This is a genomic window from Vreelandella profundi (genome assembly GCF_019722725.1).
In the GTDB taxonomy this organism is placed as follows: Bacteria; Pseudomonadota; Gammaproteobacteria; order Pseudomonadales; family Halomonadaceae; genus Vreelandella; species Vreelandella profundi.
Genome location: NZ_CP077941.1, coordinates 1,214,499 through 1,237,779 on the forward strand (window position 1 = coordinate 1,214,499; position 23,281 = coordinate 1,237,779).

At 55.7% G+C, this 23,281-nt stretch carries 22 protein-coding genes; 12 read left to right on the plus strand and 10 right to left on the minus strand.

The genetic code is table 11. The annotated features are described in order from the left end of the window. Positions 1-2: 2 nt before the first annotated feature. Both KUO20_RS05570 and uxuA read left to right on the plus strand, forming a co-directional pair. The gene (locus KUO20_RS05570; RefSeq protein ID WP_235041897.1) at positions 3-1,475 is read left to right on the plus strand and encodes a mannitol dehydrogenase family protein; all 1,473 of its coding nucleotides are present in this window, start codon (positions 3-5) and stop codon (positions 1,473-1,475) included. A 10-nt stretch (positions 1,476-1,485) separates the two neighbouring features. Continuing rightward, on the plus strand, positions 1,486-2,664 hold the full coding sequence (gene uxuA, locus KUO20_RS05575; protein ID WP_235041898.1) for a mannonate dehydratase: 1,179 nt from the start codon (positions 1,486-1,488) through the stop codon (positions 2,662-2,664). Positions 2,665-2,735: 71 nt separating this feature from the next. Here the strand turns inward: uxuA and KUO20_RS05580 are convergent, their stop codons facing one another. From KUO20_RS05580 to KUO20_RS05595, 4 genes are all read right to left on the minus strand, one after another. Beyond that, a complete protein-coding gene (locus KUO20_RS05580; RefSeq protein ID WP_235041899.1) occupies positions 2,736-4,232 on the minus strand; it encodes a sodium:solute symporter family protein in 1,497 nt (498 codons plus the stop codon). A gap of 144 nt (positions 4,233-4,376) precedes the next feature. Next, positions 4,377-4,769 (minus strand): RidA family protein, encoded by a 393-nt coding sequence (locus tag KUO20_RS05585; protein WP_096281009.1) that lies wholly within the window; start codon positions 4,767-4,769, stop codon positions 4,377-4,379. Next, positions 4,766-6,253, minus strand: coding sequence for an N-acyl-D-amino-acid deacylase family protein (locus KUO20_RS05590; RefSeq protein WP_235041900.1), 1,488 nt, complete (start codon positions 6,251-6,253; stop codon positions 4,766-4,768). Before KUO20_RS05590 ends, KUO20_RS05585 begins: the two co-directional genes overlap by 4 nt. A gap of 1 nt (position 6,254) precedes the next feature. Continuing rightward, a complete protein-coding gene (locus tag KUO20_RS05595; RefSeq protein ID WP_235041901.1) occupies positions 6,255-7,118 on the minus strand; it encodes a MurR/RpiR family transcriptional regulator in 864 nt (287 codons plus the stop codon). Between the two features lie 137 nt (positions 7,119-7,255). Here KUO20_RS05595 and KUO20_RS05600 point away from each other — a divergent pair, with 137 nt between their 5' ends. Continuing rightward, positions 7,256-8,464 carry an amino acid deaminase gene (locus KUO20_RS05600; protein WP_235041902.1) on the plus strand — a complete coding sequence of 403 codons (1,209 nt, stop codon included), beginning with the start codon at positions 7,256-7,258 and terminating at the stop codon, positions 8,462-8,464. Here the strand turns inward: KUO20_RS05600 and kduD are convergent. The 5 genes from kduD to KUO20_RS05625 form a co-directional block, all read right to left on the minus strand. Further along, positions 8,461-9,213, minus strand: coding sequence for a 2-dehydro-3-deoxy-D-gluconate 5-dehydrogenase KduD (gene kduD, locus KUO20_RS05605; RefSeq protein ID WP_235041903.1), 753 nt, complete (start codon positions 9,211-9,213; stop codon positions 8,461-8,463). The two genes, KUO20_RS05600 and kduD, sit on opposite strands and share 4 nt — an antisense overlap. A 29-nt stretch (positions 9,214-9,242) precedes the next feature. Beyond that, positions 9,243-9,941 carry an HAD-IA family hydrolase gene (locus KUO20_RS05610; protein WP_235041904.1) on the minus strand — a complete coding sequence of 233 codons (699 nt, stop codon included), beginning with the start codon at positions 9,939-9,941 and terminating at the stop codon, positions 9,243-9,245. Continuing rightward, the gene (locus KUO20_RS05615; RefSeq protein ID WP_235041905.1) at positions 9,938-10,912 is read right to left on the minus strand and encodes a 2-hydroxyacid dehydrogenase; all 975 of its coding nucleotides are present in this window, start codon (positions 10,910-10,912) and stop codon (positions 9,938-9,940) included. The genes KUO20_RS05610 and KUO20_RS05615 overlap by 4 nt, the downstream gene beginning before the upstream one ends. A gap of 29 nt (positions 10,913-10,941) precedes the next feature. Further along, positions 10,942-11,925 (minus strand): sugar kinase, encoded by a 984-nt coding sequence (locus KUO20_RS05620; protein WP_235041906.1) that lies wholly within the window; start codon positions 11,923-11,925, stop codon positions 10,942-10,944. A gap of 104 nt (positions 11,926-12,029) precedes the next feature. Further along, entirely contained in the window at positions 12,030-13,046 is a 1,017-nt protein-coding gene (locus tag KUO20_RS05625) for a LacI family DNA-binding transcriptional regulator (protein WP_235041907.1), read from the minus strand. 135 nt (positions 13,047-13,181) lie between these two features. On the opposite strand from KUO20_RS05625, the gene KUO20_RS05630 reads away from it, so the two are divergent. Both KUO20_RS05630 and KUO20_RS05635 read left to right on the plus strand, forming a co-directional pair. Next, complete coding sequence (locus KUO20_RS05630) at positions 13,182-14,021, plus strand: methyltransferase domain-containing protein (RefSeq protein ID WP_235041908.1); 840 nt, start codon at positions 13,182-13,184, stop codon at positions 14,019-14,021. Further along, positions 14,018-15,037, plus strand: coding sequence for a methyltransferase (locus KUO20_RS05635; protein ID WP_235041909.1), 1,020 nt, complete (start codon positions 14,018-14,020; stop codon positions 15,035-15,037). The genes KUO20_RS05630 and KUO20_RS05635 overlap by 4 nt, the downstream gene beginning before the upstream one ends. Positions 15,038-15,060: 23 nt before the next feature. Here KUO20_RS05635 and KUO20_RS05640 read toward each other — a convergent pair whose 3' ends face one another. After that, the gene (locus KUO20_RS05640) at positions 15,061-15,816 is read right to left on the minus strand and encodes a FadR/GntR family transcriptional regulator (protein ID WP_235041910.1); all 756 of its coding nucleotides are present in this window, start codon (positions 15,814-15,816) and stop codon (positions 15,061-15,063) included. Between the two features lie 260 nt (positions 15,817-16,076). Here KUO20_RS05640 and KUO20_RS05645 point away from each other — a divergent pair, with 260 nt between their 5' ends. From KUO20_RS05645 to KUO20_RS05675, 7 genes are all read left to right on the plus strand, one after another. Next, positions 16,077-16,817 carry an SDR family oxidoreductase gene (locus KUO20_RS05645; protein WP_235041911.1) on the plus strand — a complete coding sequence of 247 codons (741 nt, stop codon included), beginning with the start codon at positions 16,077-16,079 and terminating at the stop codon, positions 16,815-16,817. Positions 16,818-16,839: 22 nt separating this feature from the next. Next, positions 16,840-17,682, plus strand: a complete 843-nt coding sequence (locus KUO20_RS05650) for a fumarylacetoacetate hydrolase family protein (protein WP_235041912.1) — start codon at positions 16,840-16,842, stop codon at positions 17,680-17,682. Positions 17,683-17,900: 218 nt separating this feature from the next. Beyond that, positions 17,901-18,938, plus strand: a complete 1,038-nt coding sequence (locus KUO20_RS05655) for a zinc-binding alcohol dehydrogenase family protein (RefSeq protein ID WP_235041913.1) — start codon at positions 17,901-17,903, stop codon at positions 18,936-18,938. Then, positions 18,935-20,572 carry a UxaA family hydrolase gene (locus KUO20_RS05660; RefSeq protein WP_235041914.1) on the plus strand — a complete coding sequence of 546 codons (1,638 nt, stop codon included), beginning with the start codon at positions 18,935-18,937 and terminating at the stop codon, positions 20,570-20,572. Before KUO20_RS05655 ends, KUO20_RS05660 begins: the two co-directional genes overlap by 4 nt. Further along, the gene (locus KUO20_RS05665; protein WP_235041915.1) at positions 20,569-21,681 is read left to right on the plus strand and encodes a mannitol dehydrogenase family protein; all 1,113 of its coding nucleotides are present in this window, start codon (positions 20,569-20,571) and stop codon (positions 21,679-21,681) included. Before KUO20_RS05660 ends, KUO20_RS05665 begins: the two co-directional genes overlap by 4 nt. Before the next feature lie 75 nt (positions 21,682-21,756). Further along, positions 21,757-22,743: a C4-dicarboxylate TRAP transporter substrate-binding protein gene (locus KUO20_RS05670; protein ID WP_235041916.1), complete on the plus strand. Its 987-nt coding sequence runs from the start codon at positions 21,757-21,759 to the stop codon at positions 22,741-22,743. 58 nt (positions 22,744-22,801) lie between these two features. Further along, positions 22,802-23,275 carry a TRAP transporter small permease gene (locus KUO20_RS05675; RefSeq protein WP_096280974.1) on the plus strand — a complete coding sequence of 158 codons (474 nt, stop codon included), beginning with the start codon at positions 22,802-22,804 and terminating at the stop codon, positions 23,273-23,275. Positions 23,276-23,281: the final 6 nt, after the last annotated feature.

A 23,281-nucleotide genomic window follows, 5' to 3' on the forward strand; every position in this document is an offset into this window, starting at 1 on the left:
AAATGGCGACACAGCGTATAGACGCGATGCCTAAAACGGGTCAGATTGGGATTGTGCATTTAGGTTTAGGCGCTTTTCATCGTGCACATCAGGCGGTTTACCTTGAGCGCTATCGACAGCGCAGCGATGACGGCGAATGGGGCGTATGCAGCGCAAATTTACGCTCAAGTATTGAGTTGGTTGATAGCTTGCGCGAGGCTGATTATCGCTACCATGTAGCTGAATATGCCGATATCCAAACGCTAACGCTGCGCGAAATCGGGGTTATCGAAGAAACGCTATTTTCCGGATGCGATGCAGCGGGTAACTGGGGGCGCGATCGAGAAACGCTGCTTACTCGGCTAGCCGCGCCGACTACTCGGATTGTGACGTTAACCGTCACGGAAAAAGGCTACTTTCTTAATCCGGCCACGGGTGAGCTGCGCATTGATGACCCGATGGTAGCCGGCGATATTGCCTCGCCTGAACAGCCCCGCACTGCGCCAGGGCTGTTGGTAGAAGCATTGGCACGACGCTATAGCGCGGGCACTGAGCCATTCACGGTGCTTTCTTGTGACAACATGTCCCATAACGGTCAGCGTACGCGAATGGCCGTTTTGCGCCTTGCCGAACAGCGCAGCGCTGAGCTGGCTCGCTGGATTGAACAGCGAGTCGCGTTTCCCAGCAGCATGGTTGACCGTATTGTGCCCGCGATGACCGATGCGGATTTCGAGCGCCTTGCGGCATTAGGTGTTAACGACCCTAACGCCGTCGTGGGCGAGGCATTTTCACAGTGGGTCGTAGAGGATAACTTCCCCACAGGCCGGCCTCGCTGGGAAGTCGAAGGGGTTGAAATGGTGCGTGACGTCGCGCCATTTGAAACCATGAAGCTGCGCATGTTGAACGGCAGCCACTCACTGCTGGCTTACCTTGGCGCATTAGCCGGAATCGAAACAGTAGTTGACGGCGTTGACCAGCCAGCGCTGCGGGCACTGCTGCGCCGCTATATGCTTGAAGAAGCAGCCCCTACGCTCGATATGCCCGAAGGCGCCGATCTCGTTGTTTATGCGCACTCGCTGCTGGCTAGATTTACCAACGACAGCCTGCGTCATCGCCTACAGCAAATTGCCATGGATGCCAGTCAAAAGCTGCCTCAGCGCTGGCTAACCGGTGCCTTATCTCGCGCTAACGCGGGGCAGGCTTCGCCGTGTGTGGCGTTGGGCATGGCGGCATGGATCCACTATACCGCGGGCTATGATTTAAACGGGCAGGCGTATTCTGTCGATGACCCGATGGCCAAGCGTTTTGCTGAACTGCATCACGCCCACGGCGGTCACCCTGATGCACTTGTAGGCGCGTTTTTAGCAATCGATGAAATAGTGCCTGCAGAGCTTGCCACGAATCAGCCCTTTGTTAACGCGGTGGCGTCAGCGTATCGCGTGCTGAAACAAGACGGGCTGAATGGGGCGTTAGCCGCACTAGATCGCGAACAATAGGGAGAAAGTAATGGAGCATACGTGGCGCTGGTTTGGTCCTAATGATGCCGTCCGACTTGAGGAAGTTCGCCAAACAGGTGCGACTGGTATTGTCACGGCACTGCATGAGATACCCAATGATCAGGTGTGGTCGGTCGCTGCCATTCAAGCGCGCAAGGCTATGATTGAAGCTGCCGGGCTGCGCTGGTCGGTGGTTGAAAGCGTGCCGGTGAATGAAGCGATCAAAAAAGGCCTGCCCGAGCGCGATGCGCTGATAGCAACGTATTGCCAGACGCTGCGCAACTTGGCGGCCTGCGGAATCGATACCGTTTGCTACAACTTTATGCCGGTGCTCGACTGGACGCGTACCGACCTTACCTATGCATTGCCGGATGGCGCGTTGGCGTTGCGCTTTGATCAGGTGGCCTTTGCAGCGTTTGATTTGTACCTGCTTCAGCGCCCAGGTGCTGAAGCAGAGTACAGCGATGAAGATAAGTCGCAGGCCAGCTGCTACCTGGAAGGGTTGGATAGCGATGGCCGTGAAAAGCTTATCAATACATTGATCGCAGGGCTGCCCGGTGCCGAAGAGCACTATACGCTGGAGCAGTTTCGAGGCGTGCTGGCCGAGTACGCTGAGATTGATGCGACGCGACTGCGGGATAATCTAGGCTATTTTTTGCAGGCCATTATCCCGGTAGCGGAAGAGGTGGGCATTCGTATGGCGATTCATCCGGATGATCCGCCTCGATCGCTGCTGGGATTGCCTCGGGTTGTTTCAACTCGTGACGATGCGCAGTGGATTATCGATTGCGTGCCAAGCCCGGGTAATGGTTTGACGCTGTGTACGGGCTCTTACGGCGTTCGTGAGGACAATGATTTGGTTGCCATGACGCGCCACTTTGCCCCGCATATTCACTTTATCCACCTTCGCGCCACAAAGCGCGAAGAAGATGCGCGCTCGTTTCACGAGGCGCCGCATCTCAATGGCGACGTGGATATGGTCGGCGTCATAAAGGCGCTGGTGGAAGAGGAATGCCGCCGTGAAAAAGAGGGTGGCGCGCGTTTGCCGCTCCGCCCCGATCACGGTCATCACATTCTGGATGATCAGCAGCGTAATACGGCACCCGGTTACCCGCTTTACGGCCGCATGCGCGGCCTGGCCGAGCTTCGCGGTGTAGAGCTTGCCGTAAGGCAGTTAGCCGTGAGTTAGTCGCTTAATGTGCAATGAAAAAAGCCCCGCTGATGACAGACATCAGCGGGGCTTTTTTACGCGGCTGGCCGCTAGCTATTCTCGGATGTTTCCGTCTTAGTCAGGGTTGGCTCAGGCACTTGCTCCATACGCTGGCGCTCTTGGTCGAGAATTGCCAGCGCCTGCTCTGAAGTGACGCGTGAGGCGGGTGTAATGAGAGTAACGATCACTCCTGCAACCAAGGCGGCTAGCACTGCGGGAATGCTCGGGTTGCCCCAGAAAGCCGTCCATTCGCTGTTAGCGATAATGGTGAGTGATGTTGCTGAAGCGAAAATTAGCGTGGCGATAGCGCCTTGCCAGTTATAGCGTGGCCAGAATCGACCCAGCATGGCTGTCACAAACAAGCCTGACAAGATCGTTGAGATCATTCGGGTGATGTAGGTGATCACGTTGTCTGAGGCAAGCGCGAAGAGTAGCGCCAGGCCAATGGTGGCGACGAGCGCAATACGCGAAAAGCGCACGACGTTGCGTGCTGAAGGTGTGCGTCCCATGACGAGCACATATAAATCACGAATCAGCGTGGAAACACCGGCAAGGGCGTCTGAGCTTGCACTCGACATGGTCGCAGAAAGGCCGGCTACTAATAGCAATAGCCCTAGCCCGAGTGGCATGATTTCAGTCGCCAGAAAGGGGAAAGCGTAGTTACTATTATCAAGCCCAGGATTAAGGGCGTGGGTGGCCATGCCAATGATCGCGGGGATGATAGAAAAGCCTAGGTAAAGCACCCCCGTGATTAAGAACGAGCGACGGACTGACTTAACGGACTCGCCAGAATAAATGCGCTGGCGGAAAGACGGTGTTGCCAATACGCCAATAGCAATAACGACTGCTAACGAAAGGGCGGGGAGTGCGCCTATTTTATCAATGCCTAGAAAGCTTGTGGCACTAACCTCCATACCTGCCGTTAACCCTGAGAAACCGCCGACTTCGATCAAAGCAAGCACGGCCATCAAAATGAAGCCCGCAAAGAGCACGACGGCTTGAATGGTGTCGGTCCAGATAACTGCAAAATATCCTCCCACCACGCAATAAATACCGAAGCCTAAGGCGACGAGAATGCGGGCAGTGGTCAGATCAATCCCCGCCATCCAGGAAAGATACAGACCGCCCCCCAGAATATGCGCGCCCAGCCAGCCTATGCAGGCGATATAGATCAGCAGGGCAACGACGTTGCGTACTAGACGGTTAGCGCCAACGTAGTAGGCCAATTCTTCGCTCATGGTCATAAACCGAAACTTACGAACCGGTGCAAAACAAACGGCGAGCAATAAAATACCCACGGCGCCGCCGAGCCCGTATAGCGCGCCGGCCCAGCCATTGGCGTAGCCGAAACCGACGGCGCCCATACTGGAACCGGTTCCCACCATAGTGGCCACCGTTGTGCCCACCGTGAGAAAGAGAGGAACGCTGCGCCCGCCGAGTAAAAAGTCGTCGCCACTGCCGCGTTTGTGTCTTGAAACCCACCATCCAAATACCACCATCGCGACAATGTAGAGCACAAAGGTGGTGAGGAATATTTGACTGTTCATGGTAACCTCTTATCGTTGTTTATCCGGCCGTTGTCGCGGCCGCCAGTAGGCAATGCAAGCGACTACCGCGAGGCTTTTTTATCCTAATCACGCGGTAATCTGGCGCCGCACCCTTGCCGGGGTGCGGCGTTTTCTTTATGGCTTTTAGGCGCGGTCAGCGCGGTAACACTTCACGTCTACTTCCACTTTACAGTCCACCACTAAGTCCTGAACGCTACAGATGCGCGCCGGCGGGTTATCGCCAAATATTTCCTTAAAGACTTTATTGAAAGAGCTAAAATAGCGTGCATCCGTTAGCACGGTGGTGACATGAACGACATCTTCGACGCCATATCCGGCTTCTTGCATGATGGCGATGCAGTTGTCGAACGCGAGGCGGGTCTGCTCAACGATGCTGCCTTCAACGACTTCACCGTCGGTCATAGGCGTTTGGCCTGATACATATAGCCAGCCGCCTGCTTCTACGGCGCGTGCAAAGGGTAGCTTTTGTCCGCCGGTGCCTACGCCGCCTTCAGTGCCGTATCGAGTAATGCTCATGGTGTTTGCTCCTGGTTGGGTTGAACGATGAAATTGTTTTGAGGAATACGCTCAGTGCGGCGTAACATTCGCCCATGGCGCTGGTCGGTAATAGCGCCCTGGTAATAGGCGATCCTGCCATTGACCACGACCATATCGATGCCTTTGGCAGCCGCGATGGGGGTCTCGTAATTAGCGGTATCTTCTAATGCGTCGAGATCAAAGAGAGTGAGATCGGCGTAGGCGCCGATGCGCACAGTGCCGCGATCCGTTAAGCCAAAGTTGGCCGCTGAAAGACTGGTCATCTTGCGCACCGCTTCTGCCAGTGGCATTAGGTTTAAATCACGGCTGTAGTGGGCAAGAACGCGCGGGAAGGCGCCCCATAGCCGTGGATGCGGGTGCGGGTCGTTGGGCAGGCCATCGGAGCCCACCATGGAGAGCGGGTGCGCGAGCACTTGCTGCATATCCGCCTCACTCATGTTGTGGTAAACCGCCCCTGCAGGCTGAAGCTGCTTGGCAGCGTCCAGTAATGGTAAATTCCATTCGGCAGCGATGTCTTTCAGCGGGCGCCGCGCCTGTTCTGGGTGGGGGTGTGACCAGGTAATCGTAATCTCAATTTCATCGGTCACTTGGCCCAGGTCGAGAGTAGAAGAACCCGCCGTGTAGGGGTAGCAGTCACAGTGAGCATGTTGATGCTGTGCGGCGATTTCAAGTTTATTAAGTGCTTTCCCAGCACCTCCCCAGTTGCCTGCGCCGGCGCATTTTAGATGTGAGATCACTAGTGGCACGTTGCCATTGCGAGCAGTGCTAAAGGCCTCGTCCATCGCATCCAGCAAGCCGGCAAACTCATCGCGAAGGTGAGTGGTGTAAACGCCACCCGATTCCCCGACGACCGCTACCAGCGGGGCCATCTCTGCGCTCGGCGCGTGGATCGCATTACGATAAGCAAGTCCTGAACTTAGCCCAAGCGCGCCCTCATCAAGCGCTTGACGCAGACGTGAAGCCATCGAATGGATCTCGTCTTCGCTGGCAGGTCGCGAGAAACTGTCCATGACCTGGCTACGCAAACTGGTGTGTCCCACTAATGCCGCCACGTTAATACTTGGCATCGCGGCGTCTACCGCGTTGGCATAGTCTGCAAAGCTTGGATAGCGGAAGTCTTCTAAATCGCCCAATAGGTTCATCGGATCGGGAACGTTATGGGTTAGTGTGACGGGGCTGGCACTAATGCCGCAGTTACCCACTACTACGGTGGTTATTCCCTGGGTCAGTTTTGGCAGCATTGCTGGACTACGCACGACATTCGTATCGTCGTGGGTATGAACATCGATAAAGCCCGGCGCCAGGTAGCGCTCTTGCGCATCAATAATGGTGGTGGCCGTTGCATCGGGCATATTGCCAATGGCGCAGATGCGCTCGCCTTGAATAGCAACATCAGCACGAAAATGTGGTGCGCCAGAGCCATCGAGCACATTGGCATTACGAATTAGCAGGTCATAGACCATTTTAGTCTCCTAATGGCTGGCGATTATCGCCACCGCGATGGTCATCTAGGCTCAGCTTGAGCCGGCGCAGCTTAGTGCGCGAGCGCTCGCGATGGCGCATAGCAAGCTCAAGTGCCAAGACATCAATGACGGCTAGCATGGCGTAGCGGGAGGCCGAAGGATGATAGATAAAATCGGTTTCACGCGAGGTCACCGGCAGCACAATGTTGGCAGTGTTGGCGAGCGGCGAGTTCATCGCCGTAATAGCGATAACGGTGGCGCCGTACTGCTTGGCAATTTGCGCAGACTCCACCATTTCAGGGGTGTAGCCGGTGACAGATAGAACAACGACCACGTCATCCGGCTCAAGCGTTGATGCCACCATGCGAGGCAGCAGCGCTTGAGGATAGGCGCATACTGCATAGCCAAGGCGTACTAGGCGAAACTGCAGTTCCTGCGAGAGAATGCTGGAACCACCCCCCGCGCCAAAAACGAGTATTTGGCGCGCTTTATCCAACTGCTCAACGGCGCCGGGTATATCCGCCTGAGCGAGAAGATCGCGGTTAAACGCCAGCGTCTGCATAGCAATGTCATACACCACGCTTGAGCTATCGTCAGGGGTCGCTTCTTGAATAAAGCGTCGGCCTGCTGCCAACGCTCGATTTAAGCGTGTTTTTAAGTCACGTACGTTGGTGCAGCCGACGGCGCGTGCAAAGCGCGTCACGCTTGCATCGCTAACACCGGCGCGCTGGGCAATCTCACCGATACTAGCTTCGGTGACAAAATCGATATCGGCGAAGATAAGCTCAGCCACTTTTTTTTCCGCATCGCGAAGCGCGCTAACGTCAGTCGTAATACGAGATAAAATATCTATTTCTTGGCTCACCGTAGACTCCTGAAGGTTGCCTTGCTTTAAAAGTATGTTAGTTTCTAACTTGAAGTCAATAATTGTGAAAGTATCTAACATTATCGCTTGGTCAGCCGTCCTGATAAAGCGTAGGTAAAGAGCGAGGAGATGGGCGCATGGAAGTAGTGACGTTAGCAGTGGAAAAAGGCAGCGTGGAGCTGGGTCCCAATCTCTTGTCCGGTGTCAGCCTACCCGCCGCGGTAGTGCATGAAGGGCCACTTGACCATAACCTGGCTTGGATGCAGCGTTTTGCAGAGGCCCACGGTGCTCGCTTAGCGCCCCACGGCAAGACCACCATGACGCCAGCACTTTTTCGTCGCCAGCTTCAGGCAGGGGCGTGGGGCATAACACTGGCGACCGCACCACAGTGTCGTGCTGCTTTCACCCATGGCACCACGCGATTATTAATGGCTAATCAGTTAGTTGGACAGGCGAACATGGCGATTATCGCGGGCCTGATCGAGCAGGGGGCTACGTTTTACTGTGTGGTTGATAATCATGACAACGTGCGCGAATTAGGGCGCTTCTTTGCCGACCGTGGCTTGACGTTATCGGTTCTCATTGAAGTGGGCGTAGCGGGGGGGCGCTGTGGCTGTCGCAGTCAGCAGGAAATTCTCTCACTGGCGGAGGTCATTGCCGGTGAGCCTGCCCTTTCATTAGCGGGCTTAGAAGGCTATGAAGGCGTTGTTCACGGTGATAACCCAGAGGCGGGCATCCGTGCCTATGCCAAGTATTTAGTGGATGTTGCTCTAGAGCTTGAGGCTGAACAGCGCTTTTCCGAGCCCAGTCCCATTGTGACGGCGTCGGGTTCGGCCTGGTACGACGTAATTGCTGAAGCCTTTCAAACATCCCAGCTTCAGGAGAAGTTTACCCCCGTGCTGCGCCCCGGTTGTTACGTCGTACACGATCACGGGCTGTACCGTGAAGCGCAGTCTGCGGTGCTAGAGCGCCGCCCTGATTTGCATCAAGGGCTTGAGCCAGCGCTGGAAGTTTTTGCCCAGGTACAGTCGCTTCCTGAGCGGGGGCTTGCCATCGTTGCATTAGGAAAACGCGATATTGGCTATGATCCGTTACCGGTGGTCTTACGCCGCTATCGGGAAGGCGGTGACCCAGCGCAGCTTTTGTCAGTGGCTGGCTGGGAGGTGACGAATATTATGGATCAGCACACCTTTATAAAGCTTCCCGAAGGAGCATCGGATGTGAAAGTGGGGGATATCCTCGCTTTTGGTGCTTCCCATCCCTGCTTAACGTTCGATAAATGGCGCCAACTGCTGCTAATAGATGCAGATCTCAACGTTAAGGAGCGCTTGGCCACCTGCTTTTAGCGAGCGAGCCAACCACCGTCAACGGCTAAGGTTTGGCCATGGACGTAGCGGGCGGCGTCAGAGCACAAAAAAATCACGGCGCCCGCTAAGTCTTCAGGTGTGCCCCAGCGGCCCGCTGGAATACGGGCCAGGATTTCGTCATGGCGCTGAGGATCATCGCGCAGCGCTTGGGTATTGTCCGTTGCCATATAGCCAGGCGCGATGGCGTTGACATTGATATCCTGCGCAGCCCATTCGTTGGCCATCAGGCGCGTCAGGCCTAGTATGCCGCTTTTACTGGCGGTGTAAGAGGCGACGCGGATGCCGCCCTGGAACGAGAGCAACGAGGCAATGTTAACGATTTTGCCCGGTGCCTTACGTTCAATGCAGTGCTTGGCAACCTGCTGGGCCAGAAAGAACGCGGCCTTTAAGTTAACGTCTATTACCGAGTCCCAGTCGTCTTCAGAGAACTCAATCGCGGGAGCTCGGCGGATTATTCCCGCGTTGTTAATCAGAATATCCAGCTTGCCAGCGTGAGCGATGGCTTGATGAACGATGTCGGTCGGCGAGTCATGGCCTAACTCTGCTTCAATGCTGTAAAACCGCTTGCCTAAGGCCTCGACCTGCTGGCGCGTGTCATCAGCAGGTTGGCGGCTGACGCCAACGATGTCTGCCCCTGCCTCGGCTAATGCCAAGGCAATACCTTGGCCTAAGCCTTTATTGCAGCCGGTGACCATGGCTACTCGGCCTTGTAGTGAAAATAGCTGCATTGACTCCCCCTATATATCACCCAGAAACACTAGACCGTTGCTTTAAGAGACAAGCGTGCGATAGCGGCTGGCAGTTCACTGGCGTGATGAATGCCCAGCGCACCTTCAGGCGTGTTTTCTTCTTCTGGAAAGTGATTGAGATGCACCACGTGCATACCCGCCCCCAAACCTGCTTCTACGCCCACGGCTGCGTCATCAATCACGATGCACGCCTGGGGGGCGTAGCCCATCGCGGCTGCCGCCTGCCGATAAAGCTCAGGGTCTGGCTTCCATACATTGAGGGTATAGGCGCTGAACAGGCGGTCGCCAAAATGATGGCCAAGCTCGGTGCTTTCTAGCGCGCAGCGGATTTTGGGTTCAGGACCGTTGGAAACCACCGCTTTAGGGTGGGCTCCTAGCTGTTCCAGTGCGGCGGGCATGCCGGGAATCGCTTCAAGCTCTGAGCGCATACGTGTCTCCATACGTGCGCGCATGCCTGCTTCCAGCGCGGAAAAATCGCTGTCAGTGAGCGCTTGAAAGCGGCTTTCCAGCGTTTGAACGATGGTCTTAAAACGCACTCCCCGAAATTCCTCCATGTACTGCTGGGCGGAAAACGGCAAACCGAATTCGGGAAGAATAGTCCCCATGACGTCGGCGAGCAGCACCTCGCTATCAACCAGCGTGCCGTCGCAGTCAAAAAGTAGGCAGAAAGGAGCTGGGATTAGTTTAGCGGGCGTCACACTGCTCATTGCCATGTTTCTTCGTTGACCAGGCTAATGGGCCGCTCGCCCTGCAGCGCCAGGCGGACATTATCCACCGCGCGCTGGGCCATCGCATCGCGCGTTTCATGGGTGGCAGAACCAATATGAGGCAAGGCAACGACATTCGCCAGCGTGGTCAGCGGTGATGAGGCGGGCAGCGGTTCTTGCTCAAACACATCCAGACCGGCCGCTTTAATCACGCCGTTTTCGAGTGCCTGGATCAGCGCATTTTCATCGACCACTTTGCCACGGGCGATATTGATGAAGATGCCCGATGGCTTCATCAGTGCAAACTCTTGGGCGCCGATCAGGCGCTCGGTTTCAGCGGTAAGAGGAACCGTCACGCAGACAAAATCGGATTCAGCCAGCAGCTCGCTGAGTTCGCGGTGCTGGGCGCCTAGTTCACGGTCTAATTCAGGCTTGGCAGAGGCTTTCGCGTAAAGCACCTTCATGCCAAACCCCAGGGCACCGCGCCGAGCGACGGCTTGGCCAATGCGTCCAAAGCCGACCATGCCCAGCGTTTTGCCGTGCACATCGCTACCGAACTGTTCAGGGCCAACGCCGGCCTGCCACTGGCCATCTTTGACCCACTGGGCTAATTCAACCACGCGCCTTGCGGTGGCCATAATAAGCGTAAAGCCCGTATCAGCCGTGGTTTCGGTGAGTACGTCAGGGGTATTACACAGCATAATGCCGCGCTTAGTGAGTTCATCAACGGGGATGCTGTCATAGCCGACAGAGATGGTCGCGATGACGGCAAGATTGGGCGCGGCGTCTAAAATCTCTGCTGTAATCGGCAGGCCGGAGCCCACAATGCCATGGGCCTGGGCCAATAATGCGCGAGTCTCTGGGGCATCAAGCTTGGCTGATTTAGACAGTACGTCTACCTCAAACAAGTCGCTAAGCTCTGCTAGCTGAGCATCATTAAGACGTCCTTGAACCACTAAGCGTTTTTTCACTGATACTTCCTTATTAAAATTGTGTCGAGTTAAGCCGTCGGCTGGTCGGCTTCAAGCGTGCTTAGTCGCTCGCGATCAGGCAGACCCTCCATATCGCCAACGACCTGAATCGCTTGAGCGCCAATCAGGTTGCCGCGCATGGCCGATTGGCGTGCAGAGCGGCCGTCTAACAAGGCGCTGATCACACCCACTGCAAAGCCGTCGCCGGCACCTACGGTATCCACAACCTCGGCTACTTGGCAACCGTCTACTGTAAAGCTCTCTTCTTGACCGTCTAAATGGCCGCGATAATAGCTGCCTTCTGGCCCCAACTTGATTATGACGGCGCTGGCGCCTTGATCAAGATAGTAACCTGCTACGTCGTAGGGCGTCTTCTGACCGGTAAGTAGCTGGCCCTCTGAAAGCCCTGGCAATACCCAGTCAGACAAGGCGGCAAGGGCATTGAGCGTCTCGCGCATGTCGGATTCGCTGGCCCACAGGCTGGGGCGTAAATTGGGGTCAAAGGAAATGCTGGCACCGCCCGCACGTGCCTCTTTGAGCATGTGATAGGAAAGCTCGCGGGCACTGGCAGACAGCGCCGGGGGAATGCCGGTGGCGTGCACATGGCGAAGCGCCGAGAAATCGACATCGCTAGCGTCTTGCGGGGTTAGGTGGCTAGCGGCACTGCCGCGACGAAAGTACTCAACGCGCGGGTCGGCACCATCAAGCGCGCGCTCTTTAAACAGTAGCCCCGTAGGATGCTCGCTATCGTTATGCAGAAAGCGGCAGTCGAGCCCTTCATGTTCGAGCGTTTGGCGAATAAAGTCGCCAAAACTGTCGCTGCCCACCCGGCTTAACCAGCCAACATGAAACCCTAATCGTGCCAGGCCAATCGCGACGTTAGTGTCTGCTCCGGCAATCCGGCGCTGAAAATGCTCTATTTCCGAAAGCTTGCCTGGCGACTGTGCCACAAACATGGTCATGGCCTCGCCAAAGGTGAGAATTTCCGGATGGTTTGAAAATGAAGGAGGCATAAGTCATCTCGTAATGTTGTAAGTAGCCCAATATGGGAACGATACCATTTGTGACCGCAATGATTAATTCGTGATCGCAGTGATTGATTTGTGCTGCAAAAATATTAGCGCTGCGTAGAGCCGCGTGCCATCAATTTGGGTGGAAAGCTGAGCTGTTTAGGCATGGCCACTTTGTGAGGCGTAATGCGATGCATCAAACAATGCACGGCAGTTTTGCCGATTGTATCGGTGGGCTGAGCAAGTGTTGTGATGCCGGGAGCGACGAGTGCACACCAGTCGAGCTCGTCGATGCCCATTAGTCCTACCTCGCCCAGGCGCAGCCCGAGCTTTTGAAACAGCCGTGCGACGTTTAACGTCACGTTGCCGTTAGCGCACAGAACCGCGCAGCTCAGCGTGCTGTGCTCGCTGAGAAAGCGGCGAAGCGTCTCAAGCGCAGCGGTATCGCCATCGGCTGGTAGCAGCAGCGTGGCGTGCGTCAATTCGCGCCGTGTGGCGTCATGAGTAAAGTGGGTTAATCGCTGCTGTCGGCTACTCGACCGCTCAGGCGCTTCGCTGACATACAGCACGGCTTGGTAGCCTTGGGTAGAGAGATGATCGAGCGCCAATGCGATGGCTCGCTGGTTGTCTAGGCCTACCACCTCCGCATCGACGTGATTCACTTCACGGTCGAGCAAGACAACGGGTGTTCCCTGGCTGATAAACCGATGCAGCTGGCGCTCTGGGCTACCGGCGGCATTAACCACCAAGCCTGCCACCTGATAAGCGCCCAGCAGCGCCAGATGCTGGCGTTCCTGCGCGGGGTCATTGTCGGTGTTGCACATCAACAGCGAATAGCCATGCTGGCGGCATGCTTGTTCAACGCCGTGCGTAATCGCGACCGAGAAAGGATTGCGGATATCTGCCACCAGCATACCGATTAGCTTGGAATGGCCGCCTTTTAAACCGCGCGCCATTTGGTTGGGCTGATAGCCCAGCCGCTCCGCCGCCTCGGCAATACGTATCTGCAACGGAGGCGATAACCGCTCGCGCTCATCGCCGAAGTAACGCGAAACGCTGGTTTTAGACGCGCCGGCTAAGCGCGCGACTTCAATAAGGGTGGAACGGCGAGCGGCGGTGGACATGGCGAGCGACTGTGAAGTGGGAACGTTCCCACGATAAAAGGTTTAGCGCGTGGGAGCAACCGATTTACAAGCAAGCGTTTGACCGCTAAGGAAGGTAAACTACGGGCCCTTTATGCCTAAAGCGACGCCCGTGGTATGCACCCCAACGATATGTCGAAGAGCAACCTTATAAGTAGCTACGAATTAACGCAGGCTGGCGATCGCTATTTTGACGGTTTAGCCGATAAGTTTTCCCGCTCTCTCTATCAAGCGCCCCGAGGCGAGCTGCGCCTAGCCATGCTCGACTATCTGTTGCCTACCATGCTGGCGTTAAAAGGCCAGAAGGTGCTGGATGTGGGCGGGGGGTTGGGCCAGCAAGCGGCGTGGTTTGCTGAGCGAGGGCACGCGGTGACCATGTCTGAACCTTCAGAAGATATGCTGAATTACGCTAAGCATTGGCACCGTGACGCGAAATCGCTACCGGAAGAGGCCGTTACTTATGTGCAGGCGCCGCTGCAGTCATTAGCCGATCAGGCGCCCGGGCCATGGGCGCTGATTACCTGCCATGCGGTGCTGGAGTGGCTGGGCGATCCGCGGGCGGCAGTGGCTACCTTGAGCACGTTATTAGCGCCCGGCGGGCAGCTGAGTTTGATGGTATTCAATCGCGACGCGCTGCGTTTTTCGAACGCGGTCAAAGGCAATCTAGAAAAGGCTTTGAGCGACCGTTTAGCAGGTAAAGGCAAGCGCCAGCGATTGACGCCCATCTCACCCGTGACCCACGCTGATATTGAGCAGTGGAGCGCTGAGAACGGGCTGCGGATAGAGGCCGTCGCCGGCATTCGTGTGTTCCAGGATTATTTGCGCCAGCCACCCACGACGCCGGTTGAGCGTGAAACGCTGCTGGCACTGGAAAAACAGTACTGCCGCCAAGACCCGCATTGGCGCCTAGGCCGCTATCTACTTTACACATTAAGCAAACCGGAGATCACTGAATGAGCGCAAGAGTGCCCGCGTGTCAGTTACTAGAACGTCAGCAGGATAATTATGCCGCGCTGTGGGTCATCGACCCTCCCATGGATAGCTGGCTGGTGGATCAGTCAGCGGGCGTGGTCAGTGGCAATCAGGGCGTGTTGAACGAGTGGGCCGCCAAAGGCAAGCAAGCGAACAACCCTTTTGAAAGAGCCGTCGGTGAGCCGTTGGGCAAAGAGGTCGTATTGTTTTGGCCCAAAGCGCACCAGCTGGGCATCTGGTGGCTTAAGTGGCTGTGCGAGCAGCTACCCACCGGCACGCCCATTGAAATAGTGGGTGAGCATCAGGGGGGCATTAAGCGGGTGCCTAAGATACTGGCTGAGCTGGGGATGCCCTGCGATAAGCGAGACAATGCGCGGCGCTGCTCGCTTTTTGTCACGCGCAGCGCGGCGTTAGACTTAGCCAATGGGAATGCGGCCAGCGAAAGCGCTTGGCAACGTTTTGAGGCCGTCGGGGTAACGCTGGAGAGCCATCCCGGCGTTTTTGGTCATGGCAAAGTGGATGAAGGCACGCTGCTGATGCTGGAAAGTCTCGACAGCTGTTTGCCAAACAAGCCGCTTAAAGTGCTCGATATGGGCTGTGGCGACGGCATTGTGAGCGCTTGGCTGGCGCAGCGTGGCCATCATGTGACCGCTGTCGACGTCAGCGCTTTTGCAATAGAAGCCTGTAAGCGCACGTTGGCCGCTAATGGGCTGGCAGGGCGTGTGCTGCATAGTGATGTTTTTAGTGCGCTGGAAGGCGAGCAGTTTGACTGGATTATCAGCAATCCGCCGTTTCACAAAGAGCGTGATATTAGCTATGGACCCAGCCAGCGCTTAATCAACGGAGCGCCAGAGCATCTCGTCGCGGGTGGCCGTTTAGTGATTGTCGCCAATGGCTTTTTACCTTACCCAGAGCACTTGCAGCGCGCGTTCCAAGACTTTCAAACCCTGGCGGATAACCGTCGCTTCAAAGTGTATTCAGCGATCAAACCATCGCGCTAGTGCGGTGGCTTAAGTACGGCGGCTCATTCTGCGAAGAAAACGTTGAGCACGTGGTCCAGATGTACTTCCATCGCATGGCGGGCCGCATCGGGATCACGTGCCTCAATGGCCTCAACGATTCGTTCGTGGTCGTCCTGAGAGCGTTGCGGCATGTCCGTTTCCATAAACAAGTCTTGGAGTCGGCGGAACATGGGGCCGTATTTATGCCCAAGCAGGTGCTTGATCAACAGCGCATAGGCCGCGTTGCCCGATGCTTCGGCAATGCGGATATGCAGCAGGCGATCCCCCGCGCAGTTGCGCCCGCCGTTGGCGTTGTCGGTCACGTTGCGCTTATACGCTAAGCGCATCGCTCTCAGATCCTCTTCAGATGCATTCTGGGCTGCCAAGGCAGCAATTTCTGGCTCCAGGTAGCGACGTGTCTGAAGAAGAGAAAAGGGCGGGATTTCTTCATTTAAATTGAGCTCGATTTCGCTCTCGAACTCGGGGTCCAGCGCCCAGGGTTCGGTGCGTGCAGCTGCGCGCATCACCGGTTCGATAGGTGTGTAGCGAGACTCAAGTACCACCACGCCATGGCCAACACGCACGGCCACTTGGCCTACCACTTCCAGCGCAATCAAGGCTTCTCTAACGGATGCACGACTAACGCCAAGCGATAGGGCAAGCTCGCGCTCAGCAGGGAGTAGCGTTCCCGGCGGGAATTCTCCTTCGCTGATAAGCTGCTGAAGCTGATCAGCAATCTGACGATAAAGGCGCTGTGAGCGGATAGCTTGAATCGGCATTCGTGGTGCTTCCTGTCCATTTTTTCGATGGTTTTCGGCTACAAGGCGTGGCGACTAAAGTCTATAAAGACAAAAGTTTATAGCGACTAAAGTTCATCTCTAAAAACCGGCATTTGGGCTTTTTGTGGCTTGCCAGGATGAAAGAAACTCGCTCATACTCGATTCATTGGTCAGGCCATTGGATATCTGGATGATCTGGCCTTATGTATGTTCCCACGATTTTCAGAGACGTGCCATCGCTATTAAAGGTGTGATATAGCATGAGACTCAAGAATAAAACTGCACTGATCACCGCCGCTGCGAACGGCATTGGGCGTGCCAGCGTCGAGCGCTTTGTTGCCGAAGGCGCGCGCGTATTCGCTACCGATATTGATATTAGCAGCCTAGAAAATATGCCGGGCGTTGAAGCGTATCGCCTGGACGTAACGGACAGCCAGGCGATCCATGAGTTGGCTAGCTCGCTGCCAGCCTTGGACATCCTGTTTAACTGCGCAGGCATGGTTCCCGGAGGCAGCATTTTGGAGTGCGACGAAGCCTCGTGGCAGCGCTCCATGGACCTGAACGTCACCTCGATGTTTCATACTCTGCAGGCTTTCTTGCCCGGTATGTTAAAAAACGGTGGCGGCAGCATTATCAATATGGCGTCACTGGCGTCTAGCATTAAAGGTGTGCCCAATCGCTGTGCCTACGGTACGTCCAAGGCGGCGGTCATTGGACTAACCAAGTCGGTAGCAGCCGACTTTATGACCCAAGGCATTCGCTGTAACGCGATTTGTCCTGGCACCGTTGAGTCACCTTCGTTGAAGCAGCGTATCGCTGAGCAGGCCCGCCAAGAAGGGCGCAGCGATGCCGAGGTGCTTGAGGCGTTCAAGGCGCGGCAGCCGATGGGTAGACTAGGGCGCGTTGAAGAAGTGGCGGCGCTAGCGACATTTTTGGCCTGCGATGAGTCGCAGTTCATTACGGGCACCACTCAGTTAATTGATGGTGGCTGGGCCAACTGATCATTATAGGAGTCATAACAATATGAAACTCGTACGTTTTGGACAGCCGGGCCAAGAGAAGCCGGGCATTATCGACAGCCAGGGCGCTGTGCGTGACCTTTCCGCCATCGTTGATGATATTGCCGGCGATGTGCTCAGCGATGAAGGGCTGCAGGCGCTTCGCGATCTGGATCTTTCATCATTGCCAGAAGTCGCGGCGGATACTCGTCTAGGACCCTGCGTAGGCCGCATTGGTAAGTTTATTTGCATTGGCCTTAACTATTCCGATCACGCTGCGGAAACGGGTTCTGAAGTGCCGCCAGAGCCGGTCATTTTTAACAAATGGACCAGCGCGGTGTGTGGGCCTAACGACAACGTGGAAATTCCCCGCGGCTCCAAGAAGACCGATTGGGAAGTAGAGCTTGGCGTTATTGTGGGCAAGGGCGGGCGCTACATTGATGAAGCCGATGCCATGTCTCATGTGGCGGGTTTTTGTGTAGTTAACGATGTCTCTGAGCGCGAATATCAGCTGGAGCGAAGCGGCACCTGGGATAAAGGTAAAGGCTGCGATACGTTTGGCCCCTTGGGCCCTTGGCTCGTATCACGCGATGACGTTGCTGACCCTCATCAGCTGAATATGTGGCTTGAGGTGGATGGCCACCGCTATCAAAACGGCAACACCCGCACAATGGTGTATCAGGTGCCTTTTCTGATTAGCTACCTGAGCCAGTTCATGAGCCTGCAGCCGGGTGACGTTATTTCAACCGGAACACCGCCTGGCGTGGGCATGGGCCAGCAGCCAGCAGTTTATCTTCGTGATGGGCAGCAAATGCGCTTAGGCATCGACGGTCTGGGTGAGCAGCAACAGCGCGTCGTTCAAGCCTAGGATAAAGAGCATCAGTTAGATCTAACGTCGGCGTCAGCGGCTTACTTTGCCGCTGACGCTTTAGTCAATGAGTTTGTCAGACCACATGCTGGTGAAATTTTACGCCGCCAAAGGTCAGACCACTGGATCAATGTACCTGTTCATTTAACGTTCTTATCAGGCTGTGTGGCACACGGTCTGTGCTTGGTGACCAGTGCTACGCGAAAAGGAATGCACTAATGCAAGTTCTCGTCTGTTCAAAACCGCATCACCTCGAGCTAAGCCAGGCCAGCCGCCCAGCGTGTATCACTGGCCACGCGGTTGTGCGTATTCGTCGTATTGGTATCTGCGGTACGGATATTCACGCCTATGGTGGCAACCAGCCCTACTTTGAATATCCTCGGGTGTTGGGCCACGAGCTTGCCGGGGAAGTGGTCGAGACTGCGGACGAGCAATCGCAGCATTTGGTCGGTCAGAATGTTTACGTGATTCCTTATCTACATTGCGGTGAATGCCGCGCTTGCCTGCAGGGAAAAACCAACTGCTGCCAGCACATGCAGGTCATTGGCGTGCATCGAGACGGCGGAATGGCCGAGTACTTAGCCGTTCCAACCAGCCACCTTGTAGTCTCAAAAACGTTGAGCCTTGATCAGCTTGCGCTCGTGGAATGTATGGCTATTGGTGCGCATGCGGTACGACGTAGTCAGCTGCAGGCGGATGAACTGGCCGTGGTGGTTGGAGCCGGCCCTATTGGAATGGGCGTGCTGCAGGTGGCTAAAAGCCGTGGCGCGCGTACGCTGATGGTAGACACTAATGCTTCACGATTAGCTTTTTGCCGCGATGTGCTGGGTGCTGATGCCGTTGCGAACCCGCTGGAAGACGATGTTGCTGAACGCATCAGCCAATTGAACGGCGGGGCGCTGGCAGAGGTTGTTTTCGATGCAACCGGCAATCCTCGCGCAATGGAGGCCGGTTTCGATCTTGCCGGCCACGGCGGTCGTTATGTGCTGGTCAGTATCGTCAAAGCCGATATTTCATTTAACGATCCTGATTTCCATAAGAAAGAACTCACGCTGATGGGCAGCCGCAATGCGACGCCTGAAGACTTTGCCTGTGTCGTGTCGCTCATGGAAAGTGGCGCTATCAATGCCGATGCGATGATTACGCATCGTGCGCCGCTCACGGATGTGCCCGCCAAAATGCCGCAGTGGTGCGACCCTGCCAATCACGTCATTAAAGCCATGATCACCATCGATACTGACGAGGCGCACTCATGAGTGACCTGATTGCGACGCAAACGCCGCATCTCACTCTGCGCGTTCACGCGCTGGATAATGTCAGAGTGGCACTCACCGACCTGCCCGCAGGCACGGTGGTTGAAGATCATGACACACAGATTACTCTCCCTGGCCCCGTGCGCCATAAGCATAAGTTTGTGCTCGGTGACATGGCGGTTGGTGATTTGGTCGTCATGTACGGCGTTACGGTGGGTAAAGTGACTCAGCCGATTGCCGCAGGCGGCGCGCTTACCACCGAAAACCTAGTGCATTCGACGGATGATTTGTCTGCCAATAGCCAACAAACTGCGTGGCAGCCGCCCGCGGTCGCCGCGTTTGAGAAGACCACGTTTGACGGCTATCACCGCCCCGATGGCCGAGTTGGAACGGCCAACGTGTGGCTCGTGGTGCCGTTGGTGTTTTGTGAAAACCGTAATATTGAGGTGCTTCGCCAGTGCGTTGCTGATGCCCTGGGTGACGATCCTTTTCAAGACTACAAGCGCATGGCGCGGCAGTTATTGCATGGCGAGAGTGCGGCTGCGTCCGCGATACCGTCGGGAGAGCGTTTGTTTCCTAACGTTGATGGCGTGCGTTTTCTGGTTCATCAGCTGGGCTGTGGCGGCACCGACGGCGATGCCGAAGCGCTCTGTCAATTGCTGGCAGGCTATATTTGCCACCCCAACGTAGCGGGGGCAACGGTGCTGAGTTTGGGCTGCCAGAAAGCGCAGATCACCATGCTACAAAATGCCATCGCAGAACGAGATCCCGCGTGCTACAAGACCGTTAGCTATTTCGAGCAGCAGCGCTCTGAGAGTGAAGAAGTGTTAATTCGCGATGCGCTAACGGCTATTTTTGATGGCCTCAAGCAGGCCAATAAAGTCACCCGGCAGCCCGCGCCGCTTTCTGAGCTCACGCTAGGCGTTGAGTGTGGCGGTTCGGATGGTTTTTCCGGGCTTTCGGCCAACCCGCTAGTAGGCGCGGTGGTTGATCGTTTAGTTGCGCTGGGTGGCAGCGGGATTTTAAGTGAGTTTCCTGAGCTGTGCGGTGTCGAGCATGAGCTGCTTGCTCGCTGCAGCGATCCAAACGTTGCCGAGCGGTTTAGCTCGCTGATGGCGGCCTATCAGCGCCATGCCCATGCGGTCGGCGCCGATTTCTCTATGAACCCTTCGCCGGGCAACGTGCGTGATGGCTTGATCACCGATGCGATGAAGTCAGCCGGGGCTGCCAAAAAGGGCGGCGATAGCCCGGTGGTTGACGTACTTGATTACACCGAGCCCATGACGCGTAAGGGGCTTAATCTACTGTGCACCCCAGGCAATGACGTGGAGTCGACGACAGGCTTAGTGGGTTCCGGCGCTAACCTTGTGCTGTTTACGACCGGATTGGGTACGCCGACCGGGAACCCCGTGGCGCCAGTGATTAAAATTGCCAGCAACAGCGAACTCGCCAGCCGTATGAGCGACGTGATCGACTTTGATGCCGGCCCTATTATTCGCGGTGAAGCTGATATCGCAACACTGGCTGATGAACTGCTGACGATGTGTATCGACACCGCATCGGGGCGCTATGTCACCAAAGCCGTGCGGCTTTCACAGCTGGACTTTATCCCCTGGAAGCGGGGCGTCTCGCTGTGAGCCTCCCACTGCATCAAGCAAGCATCGTTCAGTTTGGTACCAGCCGTTTTCTGCTGGGCCACGTGGCCGCCTTTGCTGGCGAAGCCATAGCCCAAGGCGTTAGCCAGGAAGCGGTGCTGGTAGTGCAGACTTCTTCTCGTCCGGAAGGCAAAGCCAAAGCTTCGGCTCTGGCGCAGCAGGCTAGCTACCCTTTACATGTTAAAGGCTTGCGCGATGGGTTACCTGTTGATGAGCAGTATGCCGTTGGCAGTGTCGCCGGCTGTATGGTGGCTGCACAAGAGTGGGCATCATTAGAGCGCCACTTTATCGAAACGGCCCGCTGGGTGGTGTCCAATACGGGCGATAGCGGCTATCAAGTAGCCAATGATTTCAGCTTGGCGGATGTACCTTCCAGTTTCCCAGGCAAACTTACCAAGCTGCTTTATGCGCGTTTCAAGGCAGGGCGGCCGGGGCTGACGCTCCTCCCCTGCGAGTTGATTAGCTGCAACGGTGACGTGCTAAAAGAGCTTGTCGCTACCTTGGCGCGAATGGACTATCAAGATGCCGACTTTGACGCATGGCTGGTGTCCCAGTGCTGCTGGGTTAATACGCTGGTGGATCGCATCGTTTCGGCGCCGCTTGAACCCGTCGGCGCCGTTGCCGAACCCTACGCGCTTTGGGCCGTGCAACAAACGCCAGGCCTGGTCATGCCGTTTGAACATTCTGCCGTGCAAGTGGTGAGCTCACTGCAGCCTTATGAATTACGCAAACTGCATATTCTCAATCTGGCGCACAGCTACCTGATAGATCAGTGGCGCTATCTGGGGTTGAGTGAATCAATAACCTACGTAAGAGAAGCCATGCAGGAGCCGCGGCTGCGTACGGCACTTAATGAGGTGATAGCAGAGGAGGTGCTGCCCACATTATCCCGTGAGCTGCCCGATATGGATTTAGCAAGCTACTGGCAGAGCACGCTGGAGCGATTCGATAATCCCTATCTGGATCACCGCTTAGAAGATATCGCGAACTATCACCACGACAAGCTGGAACGTCGTTTGAAACCCGTGGTGAGCATGGCTAAACAACATAGCATTCTAACGCCTCGGCTTGAAAAGGCGCTTGAGCGATAAGCATTGGAAACCGCGGCTTACCATGTGTTTGGCCGTCACTATCACTGCAGTTAAACAAAAAAAGTGGAGTACTACATGCGCCTTAATAAACTCACTCTTGCTATGACGCTTGCGACCGCAACCAGTATTGGCATTGTTAGCACCGCGAATGCCAGCACGGTGATTCGCGTGGCTTATGGCAACCAGCCCGGCGAGCCGGTGGACGTTGCTGTCAACCAGTGGGCCGAATGGGTGAACGAGGCTAGTAACGGCGAGCTGGAACTGAAGGCGTTCCCCGCAAGCCAGCTAGGCTCGGAAACCGACGTAATGGAGCAGGCGCGGTTTGGCTCAGCCATTATTTCGATTACCGCCTACAGTAATTTTCTTGACTCAGTGCCTGATCTGGCCGTTTTAGATGCGCCGTATTTAAGCGAAGACTTCGACTCTAAGCTCAAGGTTTTTGACTCCGAGTGGTTTGCTGAGCAAATGACCCTCCTACAGTCGTCTGGCTACCACATTGTCATCCCTAACGCGGTGTATGGCGTTCGCCATTTGCTCACGCGTGATCCGGTCAATACGCCGGAAGACCTCGACGGTGTTGGCGTGCGCGTGCAGAACTCGCAGATGTATGTTGAAGCGATTCGCGCCATGGGCGCAACGCCGACGCCTATGTCGCTGGGTGATGTCTATCCCGCCTTGGCTCAGGGAATGGTCGACGGTGTCGAAAACCCGGCTGCCGTACTTTACGGCGGAAAATTTTATGAAGTGGTCAAGCACTTGAGTTTAACGGCGCATATGCACACCGTTGCGCCTTTCGTTACCGGCCAGGCCTTCTGGGAACAGCTTGATGAAGAGCAGCAGCAAATTTTGACCGATACAGGCCAGCAAATGGCTGAATACCTGGCTGAGCTTGTCGCTGAGGATAGTGAACAGGCGCTGGAGAAGCTGCGTAGCGAAGGCGTGGAAATTCACGAAGTAGATACCGCTCCTTTCCGTGAGCGGGCAGCCGAGCAAATTCCCTCCGCTTTTCCGCAGTGGACAGATGGTCTCTATGACAACGTCTATAAGATTATCAACGGCTGATTAGCGTGTGATTTTATGGCTCTCCGGCGTGCCGGAGAGCCTAATCAAGGAGGCTGGTATGAAGCGTATTTTTACGTGGCTGGATCGGGTCATGCGCCTTGATGAGGTTATCGCCACCGCCGCTGTTTTTGCTCTTTTCCTGGTGGCTATTAGCAACATATTTATGCGCTATCTGTTTGGTTCGCCGCTGGCTTGGACAGAAGAGATACTCCAATTGCTGCTGGTATGGGCCACCTTTTTAGGCGCCAGTGCGCTGGTTAGGCGCCGTGAGCATGTGTTTATCAGCTTCGTTACTGACAAGCTTCCACCTCGCTTAGCACATTGGAATGAGCAGGTGTTCAGCGTTGGCATCATTTTGATCAGTGCGCTGGTCATGCTGTATTGGGGAACTCAGCTGCTCAGTTTCTCAGCGTTTCGCAGCACCCCGATGCTGCAAATTCCCTATTACTGGATTCACGTAGCCATCCCTGTCAGTGCGGTGGTGATGATTTATCACTGTGTGGTCCGGCTGATTCAGCGACATACACCATAGGAGCTC